Annotated in this window: 19 protein-coding genes and 1 pseudogene; 9 read left to right on the top strand and 11 right to left on the bottom strand. The window is 70.8% G+C overall.

Annotated elements, in window-relative coordinates:
• Positions 1-7 precede the first annotated feature (7 nt).
• Complete coding sequence (locus AB0F72_RS24730; RefSeq protein ID WP_360435508.1) at positions 8-739, bottom strand: SDR family oxidoreductase; 732 nt, start codon at positions 737-739, stop codon at positions 8-10.
• A gap of 49 nt (positions 740-788) precedes the next feature.
• On the opposite strand from AB0F72_RS24730, the gene AB0F72_RS24725 reads away from it, so the two are divergent.
• Genes AB0F72_RS24725 through AB0F72_RS24710 form a run of 4 tightly spaced genes read left to right on the top strand, consistent with a single transcriptional unit; the run spans position 789 to position 4,064 of the window.
• Positions 789-1,526, top strand: coding sequence for an enoyl-CoA hydratase family protein (locus AB0F72_RS24725; protein ID WP_360435506.1), 738 nt, complete (start codon positions 789-791; stop codon positions 1,524-1,526).
• A complete protein-coding gene (locus AB0F72_RS24720; protein ID WP_360435504.1) occupies positions 1,523-2,344 on the top strand; it encodes a CoA-transferase in 822 nt (273 codons plus the stop codon). The genes AB0F72_RS24725 and AB0F72_RS24720 overlap by 4 nt, the downstream gene beginning before the upstream one ends.
• On the top strand, positions 2,341-3,027 hold the full coding sequence (locus tag AB0F72_RS24715; protein ID WP_360435502.1) for a CoA-transferase: 687 nt from the start codon (positions 2,341-2,343) through the stop codon (positions 3,025-3,027). The genes AB0F72_RS24720 and AB0F72_RS24715 overlap by 4 nt, the downstream gene beginning before the upstream one ends.
• The gene (locus AB0F72_RS24710; RefSeq protein ID WP_360435500.1) at positions 3,024-4,064 is read left to right on the top strand and encodes a nitronate monooxygenase; all 1,041 of its coding nucleotides are present in this window, start codon (positions 3,024-3,026) and stop codon (positions 4,062-4,064) included. Before AB0F72_RS24715 ends, AB0F72_RS24710 begins: the two co-directional genes overlap by 4 nt.
• 735 nt (positions 4,065-4,799) lie before the next feature.
• Here AB0F72_RS24710 and AB0F72_RS24705 read toward each other — a convergent pair.
• On the bottom strand, positions 4,800-5,921 hold the full coding sequence (locus AB0F72_RS24705; RefSeq protein WP_360435498.1) for an acetyl-CoA C-acyltransferase: 1,122 nt from the start codon (positions 5,919-5,921) through the stop codon (positions 4,800-4,802).
• Positions 5,922-5,991: 70 nt separating this feature from the next.
• On the opposite strand from AB0F72_RS24705, the gene AB0F72_RS24700 reads away from it, so the two are divergent.
• The 3 genes and pseudogenes from AB0F72_RS24700 (at position 5,992) to AB0F72_RS24690 (ending at position 8,563) form a co-directional block, all read left to right on the top strand.
• Positions 5,992-7,107, top strand: coding sequence for an acyl-CoA dehydrogenase family protein (locus AB0F72_RS24700; protein WP_360435496.1), 1,116 nt, complete (start codon positions 5,992-5,994; stop codon positions 7,105-7,107).
• Between the two features lie 194 nt (positions 7,108-7,301).
• Positions 7,302-7,703: pseudogene (locus AB0F72_RS24695) on the top strand (acyl-CoA dehydrogenase family protein); the annotation flags it as partial.
• Complete coding sequence (locus AB0F72_RS24690) at positions 7,700-8,563, top strand: TIGR03619 family F420-dependent LLM class oxidoreductase (RefSeq protein ID WP_360435495.1); 864 nt, start codon at positions 7,700-7,702, stop codon at positions 8,561-8,563. The pseudogene AB0F72_RS24695 and the gene AB0F72_RS24690, both read left to right, overlap by 4 nt.
• Here the strand turns inward: AB0F72_RS24690 and AB0F72_RS24685 are convergent.
• From AB0F72_RS24685 to AB0F72_RS24665, 5 genes are read right to left on the bottom strand one after another with little or no spacing between them, the layout of a single operon-like run.
• Entirely contained in the window at positions 8,550-9,314 is a 765-nt protein-coding gene (locus tag AB0F72_RS24685; protein ID WP_360435493.1) for a hypothetical protein, read from the bottom strand. The genes AB0F72_RS24690 and AB0F72_RS24685 overlap by 14 nt on opposite strands.
• Positions 9,311-10,678: an AAA family ATPase gene (locus AB0F72_RS24680; protein ID WP_360435491.1), complete on the bottom strand. Its 1,368-nt coding sequence runs from the start codon at positions 10,676-10,678 to the stop codon at positions 9,311-9,313. Before AB0F72_RS24680 ends, AB0F72_RS24685 begins: the two co-directional genes overlap by 4 nt.
• A gap of 9 nt (positions 10,679-10,687) precedes the next feature.
• Positions 10,688-11,800 (bottom strand): sulfotransferase, encoded by a 1,113-nt coding sequence (locus tag AB0F72_RS24675; protein ID WP_360435589.1) that lies wholly within the window; start codon positions 11,798-11,800, stop codon positions 10,688-10,690.
• A gap of 29 nt (positions 11,801-11,829) precedes the next feature.
• Positions 11,830-12,594 (bottom strand): SDR family oxidoreductase, encoded by a 765-nt coding sequence (locus AB0F72_RS24670; protein ID WP_360435489.1) that lies wholly within the window; start codon positions 12,592-12,594, stop codon positions 11,830-11,832.
• 4 nt (positions 12,595-12,598) lie between these two features.
• On the bottom strand, positions 12,599-13,726 hold the full coding sequence (locus AB0F72_RS24665) for a hypothetical protein (protein WP_360435487.1): 1,128 nt from the start codon (positions 13,724-13,726) through the stop codon (positions 12,599-12,601).
• A 79-nt stretch (positions 13,727-13,805) separates the two neighbouring features.
• On the opposite strand from AB0F72_RS24665, the gene AB0F72_RS24660 reads away from it, so the two are divergent.
• Complete coding sequence (locus AB0F72_RS24660) at positions 13,806-14,810, top strand: alcohol dehydrogenase catalytic domain-containing protein (protein ID WP_360435587.1); 1,005 nt, start codon at positions 13,806-13,808, stop codon at positions 14,808-14,810.
• Positions 14,811-14,822: 12 nt separating this feature from the next.
• Here AB0F72_RS24660 and AB0F72_RS24655 read toward each other — a convergent pair whose 3' ends face one another.
• Positions 14,823-16,091, bottom strand: coding sequence for a hypothetical protein (locus AB0F72_RS24655; RefSeq protein ID WP_360435485.1), 1,269 nt, complete (start codon positions 16,089-16,091; stop codon positions 14,823-14,825).
• A 502-nt stretch (positions 16,092-16,593) separates the two neighbouring features.
• A complete protein-coding gene (locus AB0F72_RS24650) occupies positions 16,594-18,471 on the bottom strand; it encodes an ABC transporter ATP-binding protein (RefSeq protein WP_360435483.1) in 1,878 nt (625 codons plus the stop codon).
• Between the two features lie 826 nt (positions 18,472-19,297).
• Between AB0F72_RS24650 and AB0F72_RS24645 the strand changes: the two genes are divergently transcribed.
• Positions 19,298-19,501, top strand: a complete 204-nt coding sequence (locus tag AB0F72_RS24645; protein WP_360435481.1) for a cold-shock protein — start codon at positions 19,298-19,300, stop codon at positions 19,499-19,501.
• Between the two features lie 93 nt (positions 19,502-19,594).
• On the opposite strand, the gene AB0F72_RS24640 is transcribed toward AB0F72_RS24645, so the two are convergent.
• Both AB0F72_RS24640 and AB0F72_RS24635 read right to left on the bottom strand, forming a co-directional pair.
• Positions 19,595-20,689, bottom strand: a complete 1,095-nt coding sequence (locus AB0F72_RS24640) for a nitronate monooxygenase family protein (RefSeq protein ID WP_360435479.1) — start codon at positions 20,687-20,689, stop codon at positions 19,595-19,597.
• Positions 20,679-22,232, bottom strand: a complete 1,554-nt coding sequence (locus AB0F72_RS24635; RefSeq protein WP_360435477.1) for an acyl-CoA synthetase — start codon at positions 22,230-22,232, stop codon at positions 20,679-20,681. The genes AB0F72_RS24640 and AB0F72_RS24635 overlap by 11 nt, the downstream gene beginning before the upstream one ends.
• Between the last annotated feature and the right edge of the window lie 24 nt (positions 22,233-22,256).

Below are 22,256 nucleotides of genomic sequence, written 5' to 3'. Positions count from 1 at the left end.
ACCCGTTCTACTTCTCGGGAATGTACGCCCCGGGCCGCAGCTCCGCCAGGTACGCCGGCCACTCGCCGCCGCCGTGCACCGCGAGCGCGGCCCCGCTCACGTAACCGGCCAGCGGCGACGCCAGCAGCAGGCAGGCGCCGGCCACGTCCTCGGGTGTGGCGGCCCGGCCCAGGGGAACCGTGCCGGCGGCCGCGGCGTCGTCACCGACCGGACCCACGATGAGGCTGTTCACCCGTACCCTCGGGCCCCACTCCACCGCGAGCGAGGCGGCCAGATGGAGCAGACCGGCTTTGGCGGCGCCGTAGGCGGCGGTCCCCGGCGAGGGACGGATCCCGCTCACACTGCTGATCATCAGGATCACCCCGCCGCCCGGCTGGCCGCGCATCGCCGCGTTCGCCGCCTGCGCCACGTGCAGCGGCGCGACCAGGTTCAGATCGATGACCGCGGCGTGCAGCCGGGGCGAGGCCGCGTCGGCGAAGACCTGCGGGCCGCCGCCGGCGTTGTTGACGACCACGTCGAGCCGACCGTGCCGGCGCACCGCCTCGGCGATGAACGCGGCCGCCTGGTAGGGGTCGCGCACGTCGGCCCGGAAGAAGTCCTCTGGCGCGTCCGGCTGGTTGCGGCCGCAGACCAGGACCCGCGCGCCGGCGGCACGGAAGGCGCGGGCGATGGCGGCGCCGAGGCCGCGGGTGCCGCCGGTGACGACCACCGAGCGGCCGGTGAAGTCCAAGGCGTCCATGGGCTTCGATCCTAGTCACCCAAGCAAGCGCTAGGTTACAGTCGCCGCCATGGGCGTACGGCTGGATCGCGGCGCGGTGGCCGAGGTGGTCATCGACTTCCCGCCGGTCAATGCTGTCCCGGCCGACGGGTGGCTGGCGCTCGCCGGCGCGCTCACTGCGGCAGCCGCCGATTCGGACACCCGGGTCGTGGTGCTGGCGGCCGAGGGACGCGGCTTCTGCGCGGGCGTCGACATCAAGGAGATGCAGCGCACCGAGGGTCACGACGCGCTGCTGGCGGCGAACCGGGGATGCGCTGCCGCGTTCGCCGCCGTCTACGACTGCCCGGTTCCGGTCATCGCGGCGGTGCACGGGTTCTGCCTCGGCGGCGGGGTCGGTCTGGCCGGCAATGCCGATCTGGTGATCGCCGCCGACGACGCGGTGTTCGGCCTGCCGGAGGTCGATCGGGGCGCGCTCGGCGCGGCCACCCATCTGTCCCGGCTCGTCCCGCACCAGCTGATGCGGACCATGGTCTACACCTGCCGGACGGTTCCGGCGCGGGACCTGCTGCGATTCGGGACGGTTCTGGAGGTCGTGCCGGGCGTGGGGCTGCGCGCGGCGGCGCGGCGGGTGGCCGCCGAGATCGCGGCGAAGGATCCGGTCGTCATCCGGGCGGCCAAGGCCTCGCTCAACGGGATCGATCCGGTGGACGTGCGGCGGTCCTACCGGTTCGAGCAGGGCTTCACCTTCGAGCTGAACCTGGGCGGCGCCGGTGACCGGGCGCGGCAGCGGTTCGTGGAGGGCCGATGAGCGTCGCGACGCTGACCGAGATCGTGGCCGAGATCCGGGACGGGATGACCGTCGGGATCGGCGGGTGGGGGTCCCGGCGCAAGCCGATGGCGCTGGTGCGGGCGCTGGTCCGGGCCGGCCGGCGGGACCTGACGATCGTCACCTACGGCGGGCCGGACGCCGGGCTGCTGACGGCCGCCGGGTGTGCGCGCCGGATCGTCACCGGGTTCGTCTCGCTGGACAGCATCCCGCTCGAACCACACTTCGCCCACGCCCGGCAGAACGGAACCGTCGCCTTGGTCGAATACGACGAAGGGATGCTCTACTGGGGCTTGCTGGCGGCCGCCCATCGGCTGCCGTTCCTGCCCATCCGCGCCGGGCTGGGCTCTGACGTGATGCGAGTGAACCCCCAGCTCACGACGATCCGGTCACCCTACAGCGACGAGTCACTTGTCGCCATGCCCGCTTTGACGCTCGATATCGCGGTGATTCATCTCAATCTCGCGGACAGCCACGGCAACGGGCGTTACCTCGGCCCCGACCCCTACTTCGACGACCTCTTCTGCCTGGCCGCGAAACGCCGCTTCCTGACCTGCGAGCGCATCGTCACCACCACCGATCTCATCGACGCCGGGCCACCGCAGACCCTCCTCACCAACCGTTCCATGATCGACGCCGTCGCCGAGACCCCGCACGGCGCGCACTTCACCAGCTGCGTCCCCGACTACGGGCGGGACGAGGAGTTCCAGCGCGAGTACGCGACGACCGACTGGGACACGTTCCGGGCCCGCTACCTCGACGGGGACGAGAGCGACTACCAGAAGGCGATCCGCCGATGATCACCCGTGCGGAGATCTGCGTGACAGCCTGCGCGGAGGCCTGGCGGGGCGACGGCGCGATCCTGGCCAGCTTCGCCGGCACCATCCCCCGGCTCGGCGCCCGCCTGGCCCAGCTCACGTTCGCCCCCGACCTGCTGGTCACCGACGGGGAGGCGACCCTGATCCGGGACGGCGCGGCCGAGGGCTGGCTGCCGTACCGGCAGGTCTTCGCCATGGTCGCGGCCGGCACCCGGCACGTCATGATGGGCGCCGGCCAGCTGGACCGGCACGGCAACTCCAACATCTCCTGCATCGGCGACTGGGAGCGGCCGAAACGCCAGCTGCTCGGGGTGCGCGGCGCACCGGGCAACACGATCGGTCACACCACCAGCTACTGGGTGCCCCGGCACAGCCCCCGGGTCTTCGTCGAGCAGGTCGACATGGTCTCCGGCATCGGCTGGGACCGCGGCGCGCACGAGATCCGCGTCGTCGTCACCGACCTGGCCGTCCTCGACTTCGCCACGCCGGATCACACGATGCGGCTGCGCTCCGTCCACCCCGGCGTCGTGGTCGATCAGGTCGTCGCCGCGACCGGCTTTCCGCTTGTCGTTCCCGGTCAGGTGCCGGAGACCCGGTCGCCGACGGCCGAGGAGCTCGCCCTGATCCGCGACCGGCTCGACGCCGACGGCCTGCGTGACCGATGAGGACCGCGCTCACCGACCTGCTCGGCTGCCGGCACCCGATCGTGCAGACCGGGATGGGTTACGTCGCCGGGGCCGGGCTGGTCTCCGCGGTCGGCAACGCCGGCGGCTTCGGCATCGTCGCTTCCGCGACGATGACCCTGGAGACCCTGCGGGACACCATCCGGGAGATCCGGTCACGCACCGATGCGCCCTTCGGGGTCAACGTACGGTCGGACGCCCCCGACGCGAGAGACCGGATCGACGTGCTGATCAGCGAAAAGGTGCGGCTCGCCTCGTTCGCGCTGGCCCCCGACCGCGAGCTGATCCGGCGCTGCGCCGACAACGGGGTGCTGACCATGCCCTCGGTCGGCGCCCGCCGCCACGCCGAGAAGGTGGCCGCGTGGGGCGCCGACGCGGTGCTCGTGCAGGGCGGCGAGGGCGGCGGCCACACCGGCCCGGTGCCCACCACACTGCTGTTGCCGCAAGTCGTGGACGCGGTGGACATCCCGGTCGTGGCGGCCGGCGGCTTCTTCGACGGTCGGGGGCTGGTCGCGGCGCTCGCCTACGGCGCGGCCGGCATCGCGATGGGCACCCGGTTCCTGCTCACCACGGACAGCCCGGTCGACCTGCGGGTGAAACAGCTCTACCTGGACGCCGGCGTGACCGGCACGGTCGTCACCACCGAGGTGGACGGGGTGCCGCATCGGGTGCTGCTCACCCCGTACATCCGGGGGCTGGAAAAATCCGGGCGGGTGAGCGCGCTGCTGCGCGCGACCCGGCACGCTGTCGCGTTCCGCCGCCTCGCCGGGCTCAGCTGGCCGGAACTGATCAGAGCGGGACGCAGCGCTCGGCACGGGCGCGAGATGGGGTGGGCGCAAACCCTGCGGGCGGCGAGCACGCCGGTCCTGTTGCGCACGGCGATGGTCGAAGGCCGCCCCGAGTACGGGGTGATGTCCGCCGGCCAGGTGACCGGAGTGATCGACGACCTGCCGTCCTGCGCCGCCCTGATCGCCCGGATCATGACCGAGGCGGCGGCCACACTGAACCGTCTCCCCTAGCCACCCGTCTCCCCGCCCTCTCTCCGCGCCCAGGCCCTCTCTTCCCGCGCCCACTCTCCCCGCGCCCTTTCCCCTTCCGCGACGCCGCGGCCTTCTGCGACGCCGCGGCCTTCTGCGATCTTGGCGAGTTGGCGATGCCCACCCCATATGCCCACCCCATACGCAATTGGCCAAGATCGCGGAGGCGCGGAGGCGCGGAGGCGCGGAGGCGCGGAGGCGCGGAGGCGCGGAGGCGCGGAGGCGCGGAGGCGCGCGCAGGACGTGACCTTGATAGTTGACTGCACCGTTTCACGTGGTGGGCGGCTTTCCCACGGGTGGTGCACCGGTCGCAGCCCTCGGCGGCCCCTGACTTACCAAGATCCGCGCACGGCGGAGCCGAGCCGTAGCTCCGGCAGCAAATGACGCCCCGATAACCTGTCCCCACTACGGCTCGGACCCGCGAGCCGTAGCCAGCGCATGAAATCCGAGCCCGGAGGCATGCGCGCCCTACGGCTCGGACCCGCGAGCCGTAGCCAGCGCATGAAATCCAAGCCCGGAGGCATGCGCGCCCTACGGCTCGCCTACCCGAGCCGTAGCCAGCGCAGGGAATACGGCTCGTTGACCTGTCCTGACTACGGCTCGGCCGGCAATGCAGCGCCAGTCGACCCGATCTTGGCGAGTTGCGCACCGCCCGTGCCGCCGTCGGATGCGCAGATCGCCAAGATCGCGGAAGGCCGCGGCGTCGGGAGTGGGGAGTTAGAGACGCTCGATGATCGTCACGTTGGCCTGGCCGCCGCCCTCGCACATCGTGACCAGGCCGTAGCGGCCCTCGCAGCGCTCCAGTTCGTGCAGCATGCTGACCAGCAGCCGAGCGCCTGTCGCGCCGAGCGGGTGTCCGAGAGCGATCGCCCCGCCGTTGGCGTTGACGGTGCCCGGGTCCGCGCCGGTCTCCCGCAGCCAGGCGAGCGCGACGCTGGCGAACGCCTCGTTAACCTCAAATCGTGATATGTCCGATATGTTCAAATCGGCCCGCCGGAGCGCGTGCGCGGTCGCCGCGATCGGCGCCGTCAGCATCAGCACCGGATCGTCGCCCCGCGCGGAAAGATGCTTGATCCGGGCCCGTGGTCGCAGGCCGAGCTCACGAACCGCCCGCCCACTGGCGACGAGCAGCGCCGCCGCCCCATCAGCGATCTGACTGGACGTGGCAGCCGTGGTGGCGCCACCCTCGCGCAGTGGCGCCAGCGCGGCCATCCGTGCACGATCCGTGTCCCGGCGAGGGCACTCATCCTCCCGCATGTCCGAGATTTCGTCTGTGAACCGGCCGCTGTCGATCGCCGTGATCGCCCGCCGATGACTTTCCAGCGCGAACTCCTCCAGCTCCGCCCGGCTCAGACCCCACTTCGCGGCGATCTCGTCCGCGCTGCGGAACTGGGAGATCTCCCCCGGCCCGTAACGCTGCGCCCAGCCCGCCGACCCCCGGTAGGGACCCTCCGCGCCCATCGCGCTGCCGATCGGCACCCGGCTCATGCTCTGTACCCCGCCGGCCACCACCAGATCCGCGCTCCCGCTCGCGACGGCCTGCGCCGCGAAGTGCACCGCCTGCTGCCCGGACCCGCACTGCCGGTCCACCGTGACACCGGGAACGTGTTCCGGTAGCCCGGCCGCGAGCCACGCCGTCCGCGCGATGTCCCCGGACTGCGGGCCCAGCGTGTCGACACACCCGAGGATCACGTCGTCGACCGCTGCCGGATCCGCGCCGGCCCGCTCCAGCAGCGCTGTGATGACTGATCCTGCCAGGTCAGCGGGGTGCACGGAGGCGAGGATGCCGCCACGCCGGCCGACCGGGCTGCGCACCGCCCCGACCAGAAACGCGTCCACTGTTGACGCCTCCCCACTCGCTGGGTCTACTGGTAGAACGCGTTCTAATCTAGCGGTTGCGGGGTGGCTCGTGCACGTCGGATACACACCGGAGCAGGAGAAGCTCCGCCTGCGGTTGCGGTCCTACTTCGCCGATCTCATGACGCAGTCACTGCGGCAGGCGCTCGACGCCCCTGAGGGCGAGTACGGCGACGGCGCCGCGTATCGGGAAGTGGTCCGGCAGCTCGGCCGGGACGGCTGGCTCGCGCTGGACGGGCGGTCCCGGATGGAGCAGCTGATCTTCACGGACGAGGCAGCGCTGGCCGGGGTCCCGGTGCCGTTCCTGACGCTCTACACGGTCGCGCCGACGATCGCGCGGCACGGCACGGCCGTACAGAAGGAGGATCTTCTGCCCCGGATCGCGGCCGGTGAGGTGCACTTCTCGATCGGGTACTCCGAGCCCGAGGCTGGCACCGACCTGGCGTCGCTGCGCACCCGGGCGGTCCGGGACGGCGACTCCTATGTGATCAACGGGCAGAAGATGTGGACCAGCCTGATCCGTTACGCCGACTACGTCTGGCTCGCCTGCCGCACCGACCCGGACGCGCCCCGCCACCGAGGACTGTCGATTCTGATCGTGCCAACCGACGCGCCCGGATTCTCCTGGACGCCGGTCCGGACGGTGGCCGGGCCGACCACCAGCGCGACCTACTACTCGGACGTGCGGGTGCCGGCATCGGCGCTGGTCGGCGACGAGAACCAGGGCTGGCGGCTGATCACCGACCAGCTCAACCACGAGCGGGTCGCGCTGACCTCGGCGGCGCCGCTGCAACGGTCCCTGTCGGAGGTTCTGGCCTGGGCGACGGCCAACGGCGTGACCGAAAGAGAGTGGGTCCGGCTGCACCTCGCCCGGGTGCACGCCAAGGTCGAGGTGTTGAAGCTCTTCAACTGGCGCGTGGCGTCCGGGACGGTCTCGCCGGTCGACGCGTCGGCCGGCAAGGTCTACGGCACCGAGCTCGCCATCGAGGCGTACCGCCTGCTCCTGGAGGTGGTGAGCGCGGCCGGGACCGTACCCGATGAGGCGGTGACCGGGCGCGTCGAGCGCATGTACCGCTCGTCCTTGATCCTGACTTTCGGCGGCGGCGCCAACGAGGTGCAGCGCGACATCATCGCGGCGGCCGCCCTCGGCCTGCCGGTCCGGCGATAGGAGCATCGATGGACTTCACGCTGCCCGACTCGGCACGCGAGGCCGCGGCACTCGCCCACGATCTCGCGACCTCCGGCCGCGATCTTCTCAAGGAGGCCCACGAGGCCGGATACGGGGTGATCGAGCGCACCGCCATTCTGATCGAACTCGGTCGTCAGGCCGCCGACGTCCCGATTCCCGGCGACCCCCTCAGCTCGGCCGCCTACCAGCTCGGCGTCGTCGAGAAGGCCCTCGAGATGACCGCCGCGCACGCCCGCGAGCGGGTGCAGTTCGGCCGGCCGATCGGCTCGTTCCAGGCCGTCTCGCAGCGGCTGGCCGACGCGTACATCGACGTCGAAGCCCTCCGGGTGGCGCTCTGGCAGGCCGTCTGGTGCTCGGCGAACGACCCGCCGGCGACCGCCGAGATCGCCACCGCCGCGTTCTGGGCGGCCGAGGCCGGGCACCGCGTGCTGCACACCGCGGTGCACGTGCACGGCGGCACCGGCCTCGACCTCGACTACCCGCTGCACCGGTACTTCCTCGCCGCCGAGCAGCACGAGTTCCGGTTCGGCGGAGCGACCGCGCACCTGCTCACCCTGGGGACGGTTCTGACATGAAGTTCACGCTCGGCGTCGCCCTGAGCCCGCTCGACCAGCTGACCGCGCTGGCCGTCACCGCCGAGGAGTGCGGGTTCTCGTCGATCGCGCTGCCCGACTCGATTTTCTTCTCCGAGCACACCGAGGGGTCGTATCCGTACACGCCGGACGGCCGCCGGTTCTGGGACGCCGACACGCCGTGGGCCGACCCGCTGATCGCCGCCGCGGCGATGGGTGCCGTGACGAGCCGGATCCGCTTCTACACCCAGGTGCTGAAACTCGACCCGCGCAACCCGGTGCTGCTGGCCCGGCAGGTCGGATCGGTGGCGAACCTGACCGGCAACCGTTTCGGGCTGGGCGTCGGGCTCGGCTGGTCGCCGGAGGAATCGCACTGGTGCGGCGCGCCGTTCCGGAATCGGGGCGCCCGTGCCGACGAGGCGATCGACGTGCTGAAACTCATCCTCGGCGGCGGCATGGTCTCGTACCACGGAAAGCACTTCTCGTTCGAGAAGCTGCGGATGAGCCCGGCGCCGAGCGCGCCGGTGCCGATCTACGTGGGTGGGCACACCGAGCCGGCGCTGCGCCGTGCCGCCCGGGTCGGCGACGGCTGGTCGTCGGCGATGATGCGCCTGTCCGAGCTGAGCCCGGTGATCGCCCGGCTCGCCGAGCTGCGGGCCGAGTTCGGCGTCGCGGAGAGGCCGTTCGAGATCCAGGCCGTCTGTGTCGACCAGTTCGGGCTGGAGGGTTACCGCCGGCAGGCCGCGGCCGGCGTCACCGACGCGATAGTGGTGCCATGGGTGCGGGCCGGCTTCGACGCGCCGCTCGCCGTGAAGCAGGACGCGCTGCGCCGCTTCGCCGACGAGGTGATCAGTAAGGTGTGACCACCTTCAGCGTCAGGGTGTCCCGCACCTGCGGATCCCGGAGAACCGCAGCGACGTCCGGCAGATCGGCGAAGACGGTCTCCGCGCCGGGCATCTCGACCTGCCGCAGCATCGCCTGGCAGACGTCCGCGAACGGCTGCTCCCGGATGGTGCGCACCAGCGCTTCCGGGCGGCACGGGCCGCGATCGCGCAGTTCCCGCCCCCACTCGCGCAGACACAGTGTCACGACCCGGTACGCCTGCTGCCGCCCTCTCGCCAGGTCGGCGCGGTTCAGGCCGCACACCTCGATGGTCAGGCGGCCCTTCTCGGACAGCGCCGCGTACTCGCCCACCGAGAGCGACAGCAACAGGTGGTCGAACGGATCCTCCGCCGTCGGATCGATCAGCATCGGGAGGCCCCGCTCATCCACCGGGAAAAGGTCACGCTTGTGGTGACTGTTGCAGTGCGAGCAGGCCAGGAGATGGTTGAGCCAGTCGAAGGTGCGCAGCGGATCACGCGCCAGCGGCTCGTAATGGTCGATGTCGGTGCCGAGGTTGTCACCGCAGTACATGCAACGCTCAACGCCGGGCGCCATCCGCCGCAGCAGGCCCCGCAGCGGCTCGCCGACCGTGGCTCGGGTGGCTGGCCGGCGCCACAGGGCACGCGCCTTCTTCGCGCGATCGCCCTCTTCGGTAACCCTGATCTGCTCGGTCAGAGGCGTCATGCGCTGGTCGAGTTCCGCGGGGAGCGGCAGCCGGCTGATCGGGATCACGGCCGGGGCTGCTCCGCATCCGCCACCAGCCGGGCCGCGAGCTCGTCGACGCGCGCGGCGGGTGAGCTGGTGAGCAGATCGCGCAGCTCCTCGTATCGATGGACGGCTTGTTCGTCCGCGCGACCCGTGATGACGTCCGTCTCCAGGCCGACCAGTTCACGCCGCAGCCGGACCGCCTGTTCCGAGTAGGGCGTGTCCAGCCCGAACAACTCGGACATCACCGCGTCGTCGCCGCTGCCGTAGACGATCCGCTCGTAGAGGTCCTGCTCGACGATCCGGGGCGGGGCGTCCTCGTCGGGGCCGGGCAGACGAATCAGCCCGTTGGGATCGGCGGCCTGGCAGATGTACGGACTGTGCGTCGTCACGATGAACTGAGTCCGCGGGAAATGCCGCTTGAGCCACCCACCGATCCGTTTCTGCCACGACACATGCAGATGGGCATCCACCTCGTCGATGATGACGACACCCGGGGCGTTGATGACCGCGACACCGTCAGTCACCGCGGCGTCCAGCCTGCCGTAGGCGTCGTGAAACTGCTTCAGGAGATCCACGACGAGTGCGGCGATGGTTCGATAACCGTCGCTCATCTCCCGCAGCGGGAACCGATGGGCACCCCGTTCGACCCAGAGTCCTTCCGAATCGACGTCCTGAACACGGTATCCGTCCGGAAGAAGACCATCGCCGAGGACGGACAACGCGATGTCCTTGAGCTTCCGGGCGCCGGGCCGGTTCTCCAGTGCCCGCAGATGCTGGCCGATCAGCCAGGTCACGCCTTCGGTGAGCGCCGCGTCCTCGTGGAACAGGTTCGCCATCCGAGCCGCGGGGCCATGGACCAGCCCGGAGTGCTGCGCGTCCCCGGCCCGTCCGGCCAGCCGCCGGAAAGGACCGTAGGCCGCGCAGAGCCAGCCGTCCGGGTTCTCGTTCCACGGCCCGTACTCGGGATCCGGCACCGGTGACTCGGCCATCGTGGTGTGGCTGAACAGCATCGGCTGTCGTGATACCGGTCCGAGATCCGTCGCTTCCGCCGGAAAGTGGCGCCAGCCTAGTCCGACCCGGAAATCCCAGGTCTCCGGGCCGCGCATGCGGTCCGCTCCGGGAGCCGGAGTCAGCGCCAGGTCCACGATGCCTTCGCGTTCGCCTATCGAGATCCAGCCGGCGAAGTCGGGTGACAGAGTTCTAGCGACGTTGGGACCGCCGATGGCGAGCGCGACCGCCCGCAGCAGCGTGGTCTTGCCCGAACCGTTCCGGCCGGCCAGCACGGTCCAGCCCGCCAGCGAGCCGTCCGGGCGGGTGAGGTCGAGCGACACCGTCCGCGCGCCGTGGAACCCTCGCACGTTCTCCAGCCGGATCTGTTTGACGTACACGCCGACAGCCTATCCAGCCCGCCTCTCCGCGCCGCCGTCGAACGCACGGTCCACCTCGGCCGGGGTCAGGCCGTAGGTTTCCAGGTCGTAGACGTGCGCGGGTCGGCGCGTACCCCGCAAGCTCTCCGCATTGACGGCGGCCATGGCCGCCCGGGCCGCGGCGCCCGGGGCCAGGCCGAGGCGCGCGTAGATCGCGTCGACGGTTTCCAGAGGAGCGCTGACGAAATCCTCGTAGCGGACGTCGATGAAATGGGACGGGTCGTGGCGTTTCCGGGACTCGGCGAAACGGTGCAGGCCGCGGGACCAGAGGGCGAGCTGGTCCGTTCCGAGGACGCGGCCGGAGAAGACCGTCGACCAGCCGGTGGAGGCGACCGCGTTCAGGCTGCACACCGAGGCGATCACGCTGCGCGGGTCGCGATGGGTCTGGATGATCGTCGCGTCCGGATAGACGGCGAGCAGCGCGTCCAGCGCGAACAGGTGGCTCGGGTTCTTCAGCACCCAGCGCCGGTCCGGGTCGTGCACGCCGATCAGTTCCAGATTGCGGCGATGGCGGCGATAGGCGTCGGTCCAGTCGGTGGCGGCCAGCCAGGAGGAATACGACGGAATGTGCGCCGTGCACTCGAACGACACCGATTTCATCGATTGGCAGAGCAGCCGCCAGCATTCCTCCACCTGGTCCGGCCCGAGATGGTGCACGCCGTCGAATTCGGCATGGTCGCGATAGGCGTCGCGCAGCATCGCATAGACCGGGTGCGCCTCCCAGGAATCGCGGGGCGGACGCGGCTGCGGCACTTCGGTGAGCCACAGTTCCAGGCCCTGGTGCGCCGGATCCGCGGCGAGGAGCCGGTGCAGCGCGGTGGTCCCGGTGCGCGGCAGGCCGGTCACGAAGATCGGCCGCCGCACCGGGGCCGGCGCCGGATATTGCCGCCACGCCGCCTCACTCAACAGCCGGGAGACCAGGGCGCCGCGCAACAGCCGCCGGGTCTGCTTGCTCCCGGCGGGGGTCAGGGCCGCTTCTTCCCGGTACGCGGAGAGCAGCGTCCCCAAGCCTTCCCGGTAGGACGGCTCGCCGAAGTCGTCGAGCCCGGTCATCCGGGTCGCTGACGCATGCAGGTCGGCCATGGTGCCGACGTCGGTCCGGTCGGTGTCAGTCAATGGTGGAACTCCCCGCAGTTCACATCGAGGCACTGCCCGGTGATGCCCCGGGCCAGATCCGACGCGAGGAAGAGAACGGCGTCCGCGACCTCGCCGGGTTCCGGCAGCCGCCGCAGATCGATCGTCGCTGCCGTCTCGTCGTAGATCTGCTGGGCCGGCACGTCCCGCTGCGCGGCCAGGTAGGAGAACCAGGCCCGCAACGTGTCCGCCCAGATCCAGCCGGGCGCCACCGAGTTGACCCGCACTCCCGACGGCCCGAGCTCGGACGCCAGATTCTGGGTGGCGGCGAGCAGCGCCGCCTTCGCGATCTTGTACGGCCCGAACGGCTTCCGGGAGTGTCGCAGCACCGCCGAGTTGACGACCACGATCGAGCCGCCCGACTCGACGAGGGACGGGGTGAACGCGCGGATCGTGCGCAGCGCCGCCACCACGTTGGCGTCGAACGACGCGGACAGGTCCGGCAGGTCCACCGTGGTGAGGCCGCGCATCGGCGGCATCGAGAACGCGTTGTGCACCAGCACGTCGACCCGTCCGAACTCGTCGAGCGCCGCGGCGGCCAGCCGCTCCGTGGCCGCCTCGTCGGCGAGATCGACCGTGGCCACGAGCGCCTTCCCGCCGGCCTTCGCGGCCACCTCGCTCAGGAACGACGCGGTCCGGGCGGCCAGCACCAGATCAGCGCCGTGCCGGGCGGCTCGGACGGCGATCTCCTGGCCCAGTCCCGGGCCGACTCCGGCGACCACCACGACTTTCCCGGCGAGCACGGCGTCACCCCAGCATGCGCTCGGCGGTGGCGGCCTGCCGGGCGGCGATCCGCGCCCGCCACTGTTCGGCGCTGATCGGCTCGTGGTGGGGCAGCTGTTCGGCGAGGTCGTCGACGGCGACGACGTCGACGCGGGGCCCGTCCGCGGCGGTCAGCGGACGGGACAGCCGCTGCCATCGCAGTTGCACGTATCCGCGCCGGTGCCCGGTCCGTTCCAGCCAGTTCGCGACACCCGGATCGCGTTCGCTGATGACGAACCGCATCATGCCGTCCGGGTCGATCCGCGCCTGGTCCCGGGTGAGGCTGGTCTGGTGATTGACGTAGTCCAGCGACACGTACCACATGCTGCCCAGCTGGATTCCCTGATAGGGCGCGTCCGAGGCGGGAACGGTGACGACCATGGCCTGCGAGTCGTCCAGGTCGTAATGGCCCACCGACGAGAACTGCGTGGAGAGCCCGCCCGGAGTGGACCGCGGTGCGGTGAGCGTGTTGACCGGCAGCCCGAGGTAGAAGCGCTCGGCGAAGGCGAGGAACGTCCGCAACCGGCTGATCAGGATCTTGCCGGCTACCCCGTACCTCTTGGTGACCCGGTCGAGGGTGACCGGCGGCGGCGCCGAGCCGATCCGATCAGCGCGCGCGATGCGCAGCGTGCCGGGCCGCTCGGTGGCCCAGTCGCTGAACACCTCGCGGACCACCAGCATCGCCGCTCCCGGCGCCGGGCGGAGCCGCAACGTGTACCCGCCGTCGGCTCCGATCTCCAGCTCCCGGTCGTCGAACGCGGCCAGGCTGCCCGGCACGTCGACAGGTGAATAGTCGCCGTCGAGGATCTGGAAACTGAGGTCGGCGGTGGTCCCGCGGACGCCGGTGACGACGTATTCGGCGTCGTCCCGCAGCCAGGCGTGGAAATAGAGGGTGTCCGGATTGTCGAGGCCCATTTTCGTGTAGGGGCCCGTCGACCGGACGAAATAGGGGTGATCGCGCTCGTAGGCCCAGGCCATCTGCAGCGCGCCCCGGATGCTGCCGGCCAGGTAGTCGTAGCCCTCGGCGAGGTCCCGCTCGCCGCTCACGTGCGGCGCGCTGGTGATGATCTGCTCGGCGGTGCGGATCGCGTCCGCCAATGGCTTCGTCAACACGAGTCCGACACTAGAACTCGTTCTAACTTATGGCAATGTGCCCAGCTCATCTTGCGATAACGTGTTCCAGGTGGACTCGATGCGCGCCTATCGGATGACCGGCTGGGGCGAACCCCCGCGAACGACCACCGTCCCGGCCCCCTCGCCCGGTCCCGGGCAGATTCTGATCAGGGTGGCCGGCTGCGGCCTGTGCCGCTCCGACCTGACGATGCGCCAGATCCCGCAGGCCGCCGGCGCGACGATGGGCTGGCAGATGCCGTTCACTCTCGGACACGAGACGGCCGGGTGGGTCGCCGCGCTGGGCACCGGCGCGACGGGGGTCGCGGTCGGCGAGGCGGTCGCGCTGGTCTCCCCCACATCGTGCGGCACCTGCGACTTCTGCGTGCGCGGCCGGGACAGCGACTGCGCGTCCGGGCGGACCGGCCGGGGATACGGGCGCGACGGCGGCCTGGCGTCGTTCGTGCTCGTCTCCGGTCGCCGTGACCTCCTGAAGCTCGGCGACCTCGACCCGCGCACGGCCGGGCCGCTGACCGACGCGGGCGCCACCGCGTACCACGCCGTCCGCCGGGCGCTGCCCCGGATCAGCGCGGGCGGAACCGTCGTGGTGATCGGGGCCGGCGGCCTGGGCGCGTTCGCCGTGCAGTTTCTGCGGGCGCTCACCGCGGCCTCGGTGATCGCTGTCGACCCGCTGCCGGCCCGGCGCGCCTACGCGACGTCGGTCGGCGCCCACGCGGCCGAGGAGTCGGCGCCCCGGCTCGCCGCGGACGCCGTCCTCGACTTCGCCGGCACCGACGAGACGATCGCCGCGGGCGTGGCGGCCGTCCGTCCCGGCGGCGCCTACGGCCTGATCGGCTCGGCCGGCGGCACGTTGCGCCGCCCGTGGTTCGGCAACCTGCCCCGCGACGGCGAGGTCTTCACCTTCCAGGGCTCCACGATCGCCGACGCCCGGGAGGTGATCGCGCTGGCCCGGGCCGGTCTGATCCGTAACGAGGTCGAGGAGTTCGGGTTCGAGGAGATCGACACGGCGTACGACCGCCTGGCCGCCGGCGCGCTCACCGGCCGAGCCGTGATCACCCTCTCCTGACCGGCCGCCCTGTCAATCAGCGCGGGCGCTGCGCAGCCGCCACGCCGGGGTCAGCGGACCGTACGGCGGCAGCTCCCGCAGCGCCGGGTTGATGTTCGCCTCGATGGAGTTCCGGCGCTGCTCCGGCACCGCGGCGAGGATCGCCGACCGCTCGTCCCGGGAGAGCCGGGCGAGCACCCCGGCCGCCCAGCTCGGCGGCGTCTCCGCGAGCAGCCCCGCGGCCTCGCCTGCGGACACGCCGGACAGCAGCAGGGCGAAGTGCTCGTCGGACAGGTGCGGCAGGATCCGGGCGGCGCGGACCTCGGACATCGCGGCCAGGACACTCCACCGCCGGGGCTCCGGGAGCGACGCGAGGATGCCGGCCGCGCCGTCCGGGTTCATCGCCGCCAGCAGGCCCGCGAGCCGGGTGGTCCGCAGCGTGCCGGCCAGACCGAGACTGCGCCGATGGCCGACCGTGAAGAACAGATCGGCGGCCAGGAAGACCGGCACCGCGTCGTCGGCGATCAGGGCGACCGTCCAGTCCGCCGGCATCGTGGCCACCAGGGTCTCCGCCGCGTGCCGGGGCATCAGCTGCAGCCGTTGCGCGACGGCCGGGATCGGCATCACCGGCAACACCTGCCGCGTGGCGGACACCGGCAGAAGCTGCAGATGCTCGGCTGCCATCGCCGGGTCCTCGTCGCACAGCATCGCGGCGGCGACAGTCGTCTCCAGCAGCTCCAGGCAGGCGGTGGCGCGCGGCGCGGCCATCGCGTGCAGGCACTCGGCAGCCGCTTCCGGCGGCATCGCGGTGAGGTGCTCGGCGCACCGATCGGCCGGCATCGCGTCCAGGGCCTTGTCGAAGTCCGCCACCGTGACCGGCATCCCCCGGGCCCGCAGGAAGCGGACCGCGACCTGCACCGGGCCGGCGTCCTCCGGTTCGGCGATCCGTTCCGCGATCGCGGTGATGGCGGGATGGTCCGGCTCCCGCCGTCGTTGCCGGGCCACGCGGTTCCGCGCGTCGACCCACCGGTCGAGCCGGCTGCGGCGCTCCTGGCAGCCCGCGGCGAACTTGTAGACCACCTGGGCGCGCGGCAGGATCCGGCCCGACTCGGCGTTGCCCAGGGTGCTGCGCGGCACGCCGGTGATGTCGGACAGCTCGCGCAGCGTCAGCGGGTCGTCCGCGACGCTGGCACGCGGTGTGGTGAGCCGCAGGAGGACCAGCTGGCGAGCGAGGTCCGCGACGGTACGCACCCCGGACGGGTCGAGAGATTCACGCAGTTCCGCGGCTTCGATCGTCGACATCGGCCCAGCTTGGCCGATGCCCGGCCATGATGTCCCATTCAGTAGCTCGAATAGGTGAACGCTATTCGGCACGGTGTGCGGGCGGTATCGGGAAAAGCGCAGGCGGCGGCGCGTGCCGCGAAGTCTCGCGCCGCCGGCGAGGCAGGAAAGGGGACGGACTCCCAGTCCGCCGCCGGCGGCACCGGGTCCGTGAATATGAGGATCGCGTTCACACTGGGCGCTGCCCGCCGGGCGTGCGACGCGGCAGAAAGAGGGTGGTGGTCGCTCGCGACGCGACCACCACCCGTGACCCCTCGATCCATCCCTGGAATTCCGGAGCTGACATGGACACTAACCGCAAGCGCACCCCCGTGACACCGCTGTTGTCTCCTCCGAGGGAGAAGGACGGTGAATATGCCCCGATCCGAGGATGACAACTGTTCAGGGCGTCCGTGGCGGCGAGCATTCACGACACTCGTCGAACTGATCGCCGTGATCAGAAAGCTCCTGTCGTGACGGTTGATCAGGTCCGTACCGACGGGGATTCGCTGAATTGGGTCCGGTGCAATTCCTCGTAGCGACCGCCGGCGGCCAGCAGCTCGGTGTGCGTGCCTCGCTCGAGCACCCGGCCGTCTTCGATCACCAGGATCTGGTCGGCGGCGCGGACCGTGGACAACCGGTGGGCGATCACCACCGCGGTCCGGCCGTCGAGGGCCTCGCCGAGCGCCTCCTGCACCGCCAGCTCCGACGTCGAATCGAGGTGCGCGGTCGCCTCGTCCAGCACCACCACGCGGGGTTTCGCCAGCAGCAGCCGCGCGATGGTGAGACGCTGACGCTCGCCGCCGGAGAGCCGGTAGCCGCGCTCGCCGATCACCGTGTCCAGGCCGTCCGGCAGCGACCGCACCAGGTCGGCGATGCGGGCCCGGCGCAGCGAGTCCCACAGTTCGTCCTCGGTCGCGTCCGGGCGGGCCAGCAACAGATTGGCCCGCACCGACTCGTGGAACAGGTGACCGTCCTGGGTGACCATGCCGAGCGTCTCGCGGAGCGACGCCGCGGTCAGATCCTTGACGTCCACACCGCCCAGCCGGACCGCACCGGAACCGGCGTCGTAGAGGCGGGGCAGCAGCGACGCCATCGTGGACTTCCCGGCGCCGGACGAGCCGACCAGCGCGACCATCTGACCCGGCTCGGCCCGGAACGACACCTCGTGCAGAACCTCCACCCCACCGCGGGTGTCCAGCGTCGCCACCTCCTCCAGCGAGGCGAGCGAGACCTTGTCGGCGGACGGGTACGCGAACCGCACGTTGTCGAACTCCACCGCCACCGGCCCGTCCGGAACTGATCGGGCGTCCGGCTTCTCCTCGATCAGCGGCTTCAGGTCCAGCACCTCGAACACCCGCTCGAAGCTGACCAGCGCGCTCATCATCTCGACCCGCGCGCTCGCGAGCGAGGTGAGCGGCGCATAAAGCCTGGTCAGCAGGATCGCCAGCGCCACCACCGCGCCGGGCTCCAGCTGGCCGCGCAGCGCGTAGAAGCCGCCCAGGCCGTAGACCAGCGCGATCGCCACCCCGGACACCGAGACCAGCGCGGTCAGGAACACCCACTGCGCCATCGCCGTGCGCACCCCGATGTCGCGAACCCGGTGCGCCCGCGCGGCGAATTCCGCGGACTCGGCGCCCGGCCGCCCGTACAGTTTCACCAGCGTCGCGCCGGGCGCCGAGAAACGCTCGGTCATCTGCGTGTTCATGGCCGCGTTGTGCTCGGCGGCCTCCCGTTCCAATCCGGCGAGCCGCCGCCCCATCCGCCGGGCCGGCAACACGAAGACCGGCAGCAGCGCCAGCGCCAGCAGCGTGATCTGCCAGGAGATGCCGAGCATCACGATCAGCGTCAGAATCAGCCCGACGAGATTGCCGACCACTCCGGAAAGCGTGTCACTGAACGCCCGCTGCGCCCCGAGCACGTCGTTGTTGAGCCGGCTCACCAGCGCGCCCGTGCGCGTCCGGGTGAAGAACGCCACCGGCATCTTCTGCACGTGATCGAAAACCGCCGTGCGCAGGTCGAAGATCAGCCCCTCACCGATGCCCGCGGAAAGCCACCGCTGCACCAGCCCCAGCCCCGATTCGGTGAGCGCGCACACGCCGATCGCCACCGCCAGAATGATGACGAGATCGACGTTCTCGCCGTCCACGATCGCGTTCACCACCCGCCCGGCAAGCACCGGAGTGGCAACGGCGAGCACCGCCGTCACCACGCTCACTAAAAGGAATCCGGCCAGCGCGCGTCGGTGCGGTCGCGCGAATCCCGCGATCCGCCGCAGTGTCGCTCGCGAAAACGGTCGCCGGTCGTCCGGCCGGTGCGTGGCGTGGTACATCGAGTTCCACGCCGCCATCTCCATGCTCATGTCTGTCCTCCTTGGACAGAACCTCCCACTTAACGCAGGGTTCAGGTCAAGCGATTTCCCACCGGCGATTCGGTACGCGCAGAACCGTCCCCGAAAAACCACTCCGTCCCCCACACACCCGGCACTGACGCCCCTTCCGCCGGCGCACCCCGCCGCCGGCCCCGGCGCACCCGCCCGCCAGCCCCGGCGCACCCACCCGCCCGGCACCCCGAACCGCCCGCCGCCCCCAGTGCTGACCCGGATGTCACACGCACGGCCACATCACCGCTTGCGTGGCGAACTGAGGTGCGGAGCGCACCCGAACTCCACACGCCGGAGCGCGCATGCCGGCGAGCGGGGCTGCACGCCGTGGAGGCGGGGCGGGGCCTCGGGTGAGCGGCGGGTGGCCGTGCGGCATCGGGCCGGTGCGATTTCGGGAAAACGTGTGGACGGACACCGGAATCCATGCGTGCAAATGACGCACGTCACCGGCGGAAAATCAGATTCGTGCTACCGTCACCGGACGAACCCGATATTTTTTCGTGATCGTGCAGGGCGCGGCTCCGATATTTCTCTGATCTCCCTCGAGCCTCGCGCTCTCCCTGATAGTCCCGCCTGTGACGGGTCGACTGGTTCAGCGGGTCGTCGCAGGCGGGTGCAGGGGCCTGGATGGCCACCGGAATCCTGTGCTACTTTGGTCCGGTTGCATTTTGATTTCCGTTGACGTTCTTGACGCCTGATGGGTATCTGACCCTGTCAGGCTTTTTTCGTCTTTACCGTGGTCATCAATGAGGCGACGCGAGGTTTCGCACGGTGCGGTTCCTCACGAGCTGGCAGGGAGAATTTCATGGCTACCGGTACCGTCAAGTGGTTCAACGGTGACAAGGGTTTCGGCTTCATCGCGCAGGACGGCGGCGGCCCCGACGTGTTCGCCCACTTCTCGGCGATCAACGCGTCCGGCTTCCGCAGCCTCGATGAGAACCAGCGCGTGGAGTTCGAGGTCACCCAGGGCCAGCGTGGACTGCAGGCGGAGAACATCCGCCCGCTCTGATCCGCGCAGCGGTAACGAGCGCGCACGATTCAGACGCTTGAGAACAGGCGCCCGGGCTTCCCGGGCGCCTGTTTTTCTCAGGCCATCTTGCCCTCAGGCCATCTTGCCGAGCCGGGCGAGAGTCTCGTCCGCCTCGGTGACCAGGTCGGCGACGACCGCGGCGACCGGGCGGACCTCGTTCATCCGGCCGACGATCTGCCCGACCGGCATCGGGACGACAGTGGGGTCGCCGGACTCCATCAGGCGGTCGTGCGCCCCGGAGACCAGCAGGTTCTGCAGGGGCATCGGCAACGGGGTCGGGGCCGACTCGTCCGCCCACGCCTCGGTCCAGCGGTTCCGGAGCAGCCGGGCCGGCTTGCCCGTGTAGATCCGGGTCCGGACGGTGTCACTCGACCGCGCGTCCAGCAGCGCCTGCCGCAGCGCGCCACTGGTCCGGTACTCCGCGGTGCCCAGCCAGACCGAGCCCATCCAGACGCCGCGGGCGCCGAGAGCGAGCGCCGCCGCGATCTGCCGGCCGCTGCCGATGCCACCCGCCGCGAGCACCGGCACGTCCGGGCCGACCGCGTCGACGACCTCGGGCACCAGCACCATGCTGGCTATCTCGCCGGTGTGCCCGCCGGCTTCGTACCCCTGGGCCACCACGATGTCGACCCCACCGGCCAGGTGGTTGCGCGCGTGATCGGCGCGTCCGGCCAGGGCGGCCACGGCCAGGCCGTGCGCATGGGCCTGGGCGATCACGTCCGGCGGCGGCGGGCCCAGCGCGTTCGCGATCAGGCGCGGCTGGTGGGTCAGGGCAACCTCCACATGGGTACGGGCCACCGAGTGCAGCCACCCGAGGACGCCCGCCCGCCGGGGCTCGTCGACGCCGAGCGGTGGCACGCCGAGGCGCAGCAGGGTCCGCTCGACGAAGTCACGATGCCCGTCCGGGATGAGCTTCCCGAGGTCGGCCGGGGTGCCCTCGGTCGGCACCCGGCCCGGCATGACGACGTCCACGCCGTAGGGACGGCCGTCCAGTTCGGCGTCGAGCCAGGTCAGCACACGATCGAGCTCGTCGCCGTCGTTGAACCTGACACAGCCCAGCACGCCGAGCCCGCCGGCCCGGCTGATCGCCGCGACGACCTGCTCGGACGGGCTGAAGCCGACGATCGGGACGTCGATGCCGAGGAGGTCGCAGAGGTCAGTCCGCACGAGTCGGCTCCCCGCTGTGCGTCCGGGCGTACTCGTGGGCCCACCGGTAGTCGGCCTTGCCACTGATCGTGCGCTGGATCCGGTCGACCTGCCACACGTCGCGGGGCACCTTGTAGCCGGCGATCCGGCTTCTGACGTGACTCTCGAGTTCGTCGAGCTTCACCCGTACCCCCGGGCGGGGTTGAATCAGAGCGACCACCCGCTGGCCGAGCCGATCGTCCGGAGCTCCGATGACGAGGGCGTCGAAGACGCCCGGATGCGCCTTGAGAGCACCCTCCACCTCCTCCGGGAAGACCTTCTCCCCGCCGGTGTTGACGCAGGTGTTGCCCCGACCGAGCAGCGTGATGGTGCCGTCCTCCTCGATCCGCGCGAAGTCGCCCGGTATCGCGTAGCGCTTGCCGTCGACCTCGGTGAGCATCGCGCGCGTCTTCTCCGGGTCCTTGTAGTAGCCGAGCGGGACGTGCCCGCCGCGGGCGAGGCGGCCGATCACGCCGGGTGGCGCCTGGCGGCCGTGCTCGTCGATGACGATGGTGTCCGGTCCGGGCATCACCCGGGGGCCGTCGACCGCACCGCCGTCGACGTCGGCGACGATGCCGATGCCCGCGAAACCGGTCTCCGAGGAACCGATCGCGTCGGTGACCATGACGTTCGGGAACGTCTCCATGTACTGCCGTTTCACCGACGGCGAGAAGAGCGCGGCGCTCGACGAGATGGAGACCAGTGACGAGCCGTCGTAGCTGCCGCTCAGGTACGCCTCGATGATTGGCCGGGCCATCGCGTCGCCGATCAGCACCACGACGTTGACCCGGCGGCTCTCGATGGTGCGCCACACCTCGTCGGGGTCGAAGTGCCGAAGGACCACCACGGTGTCGCCGCAGAAGAGCGCGGCGAGGGTGGCCCACTGCGCATTGCCGTGGATGAGCGGCGCCAGGCAGAGCCGGGTCATCGGGGGCATTTCCCGCTTGCTCTGCGCCCATTCGTCGTCGAGCGGCACGCCGGACATGAAGTCGATGCCGCCGCCGAGCACCCGCCAGACGTCCTCGTGACGCCAGATCACGCCTTTCGGGTACCCGGTCGTCCCGCCGGTGTAGAGCAGGTAGACGTCCTCGCCGGAACGCTCGCCGAAGTCCCGCTTCGGATCCTCGTGCGAGTAGTCGGTGACACCCAGCTGGACGATCACGCCCGGTGCATCAACGTTCGCCACTCTCTCGGCATATTCCGGGTCGTGGATCAGCGCGGTGAGCTCGGCGTCCGCGAAGAGATATTGCAACTCGTTCTCGACGTACCGGTAGTTGACGTTGACGACCACGGCACGGAGCTTGTACACGGCGACCATGGCCACCACGGCCTCGATCGAGTTGCCCGCGTAAAGACCGACGTGTGCGCCCTTGCCCACTCCTTGACGCAGCAGGAAATGGGCCATCCGGTTGGCGGTCGCCTCCAGCTCGGCGTAGGACATCTCACGCTCGCCGCAGGCCACCGCGATGCGATCGGGAAAGGCGTCGACCGCATGCTCGATCAGGTCCGCTATATTAGCCGCCATCACCAGAAAGTAGAACCTGTTATC

The organism is Actinoplanes sp. NPDC023936 (assembly GCF_040639325.1).
In the GTDB taxonomy this organism is placed as follows: Bacteria; Actinomycetota; Actinomycetes; order Mycobacteriales; family Micromonosporaceae; genus Actinoplanes.
This window is presented reverse-complemented; position numbering and strand designations above follow the sequence as displayed.

What these genes read in the sequence shown, in the direction of transcription:
- AB0F72_RS24730 (WP_360435508.1), bottom strand. Translation starts at nt 739, where the DNA reads ATGGACGCCTTGGACTTCACCGGCCGCTCGGTGGTCGTCACCGGCGGC.
- AB0F72_RS24725 (WP_360435506.1), top strand. Translation starts at nt 789, where the DNA reads ATGGGCGTACGGCTGGATCGCGGCGCGGTGGCCGAGGTGGTCATCGAC.
- AB0F72_RS24720 (WP_360435504.1), top strand. Translation starts at nt 1,523, where the DNA reads ATGAGCGTCGCGACGCTGACCGAGATCGTGGCCGAGATCCGGGACGGG.
- AB0F72_RS24715 (WP_360435502.1), top strand. Translation starts at nt 2,341, where the DNA reads ATGATCACCCGTGCGGAGATCTGCGTGACAGCCTGCGCGGAGGCCTGG.
- AB0F72_RS24710 (WP_360435500.1), top strand. Translation starts at nt 3,024, where the DNA reads ATGAGGACCGCGCTCACCGACCTGCTCGGCTGCCGGCACCCGATCGTG.
- AB0F72_RS24690 (WP_360435495.1), top strand. Translation starts at nt 7,700, where the DNA reads ATGAAGTTCACGCTCGGCGTCGCCCTGAGCCCGCTCGACCAGCTGACC.
- AB0F72_RS24675 (WP_360435589.1), bottom strand. Translation starts at nt 11,800, where the DNA reads ATGGCCGACCTGCATGCGTCAGCGACCCGGATGACCGGGCTCGACGAC.
- AB0F72_RS24660 (WP_360435587.1), top strand. Translation starts at nt 13,806, where the DNA reads ATGCGCGCCTATCGGATGACCGGCTGGGGCGAACCCCCGCGAACGACC.
- AB0F72_RS24655 (WP_360435485.1), bottom strand. Translation starts at nt 16,091, where the DNA reads ATGTCGACGATCGAAGCCGCGGAACTGCGTGAATCTCTCGACCCGTCC.
- AB0F72_RS24650 (WP_360435483.1), bottom strand. Translation starts at nt 18,471, where the DNA reads ATGAGCATGGAGATGGCGGCGTGGAACTCGATGTACCACGCCACGCAC.
- AB0F72_RS24645 (WP_360435481.1), top strand. Translation starts at nt 19,298, where the DNA reads ATGGCTACCGGTACCGTCAAGTGGTTCAACGGTGACAAGGGTTTCGGC.
- AB0F72_RS24635 (WP_360435477.1), bottom strand. Translation starts at nt 22,232, where the DNA reads ATGGCGGCTAATATAGCGGACCTGATCGAGCATGCGGTCGACGCCTTT.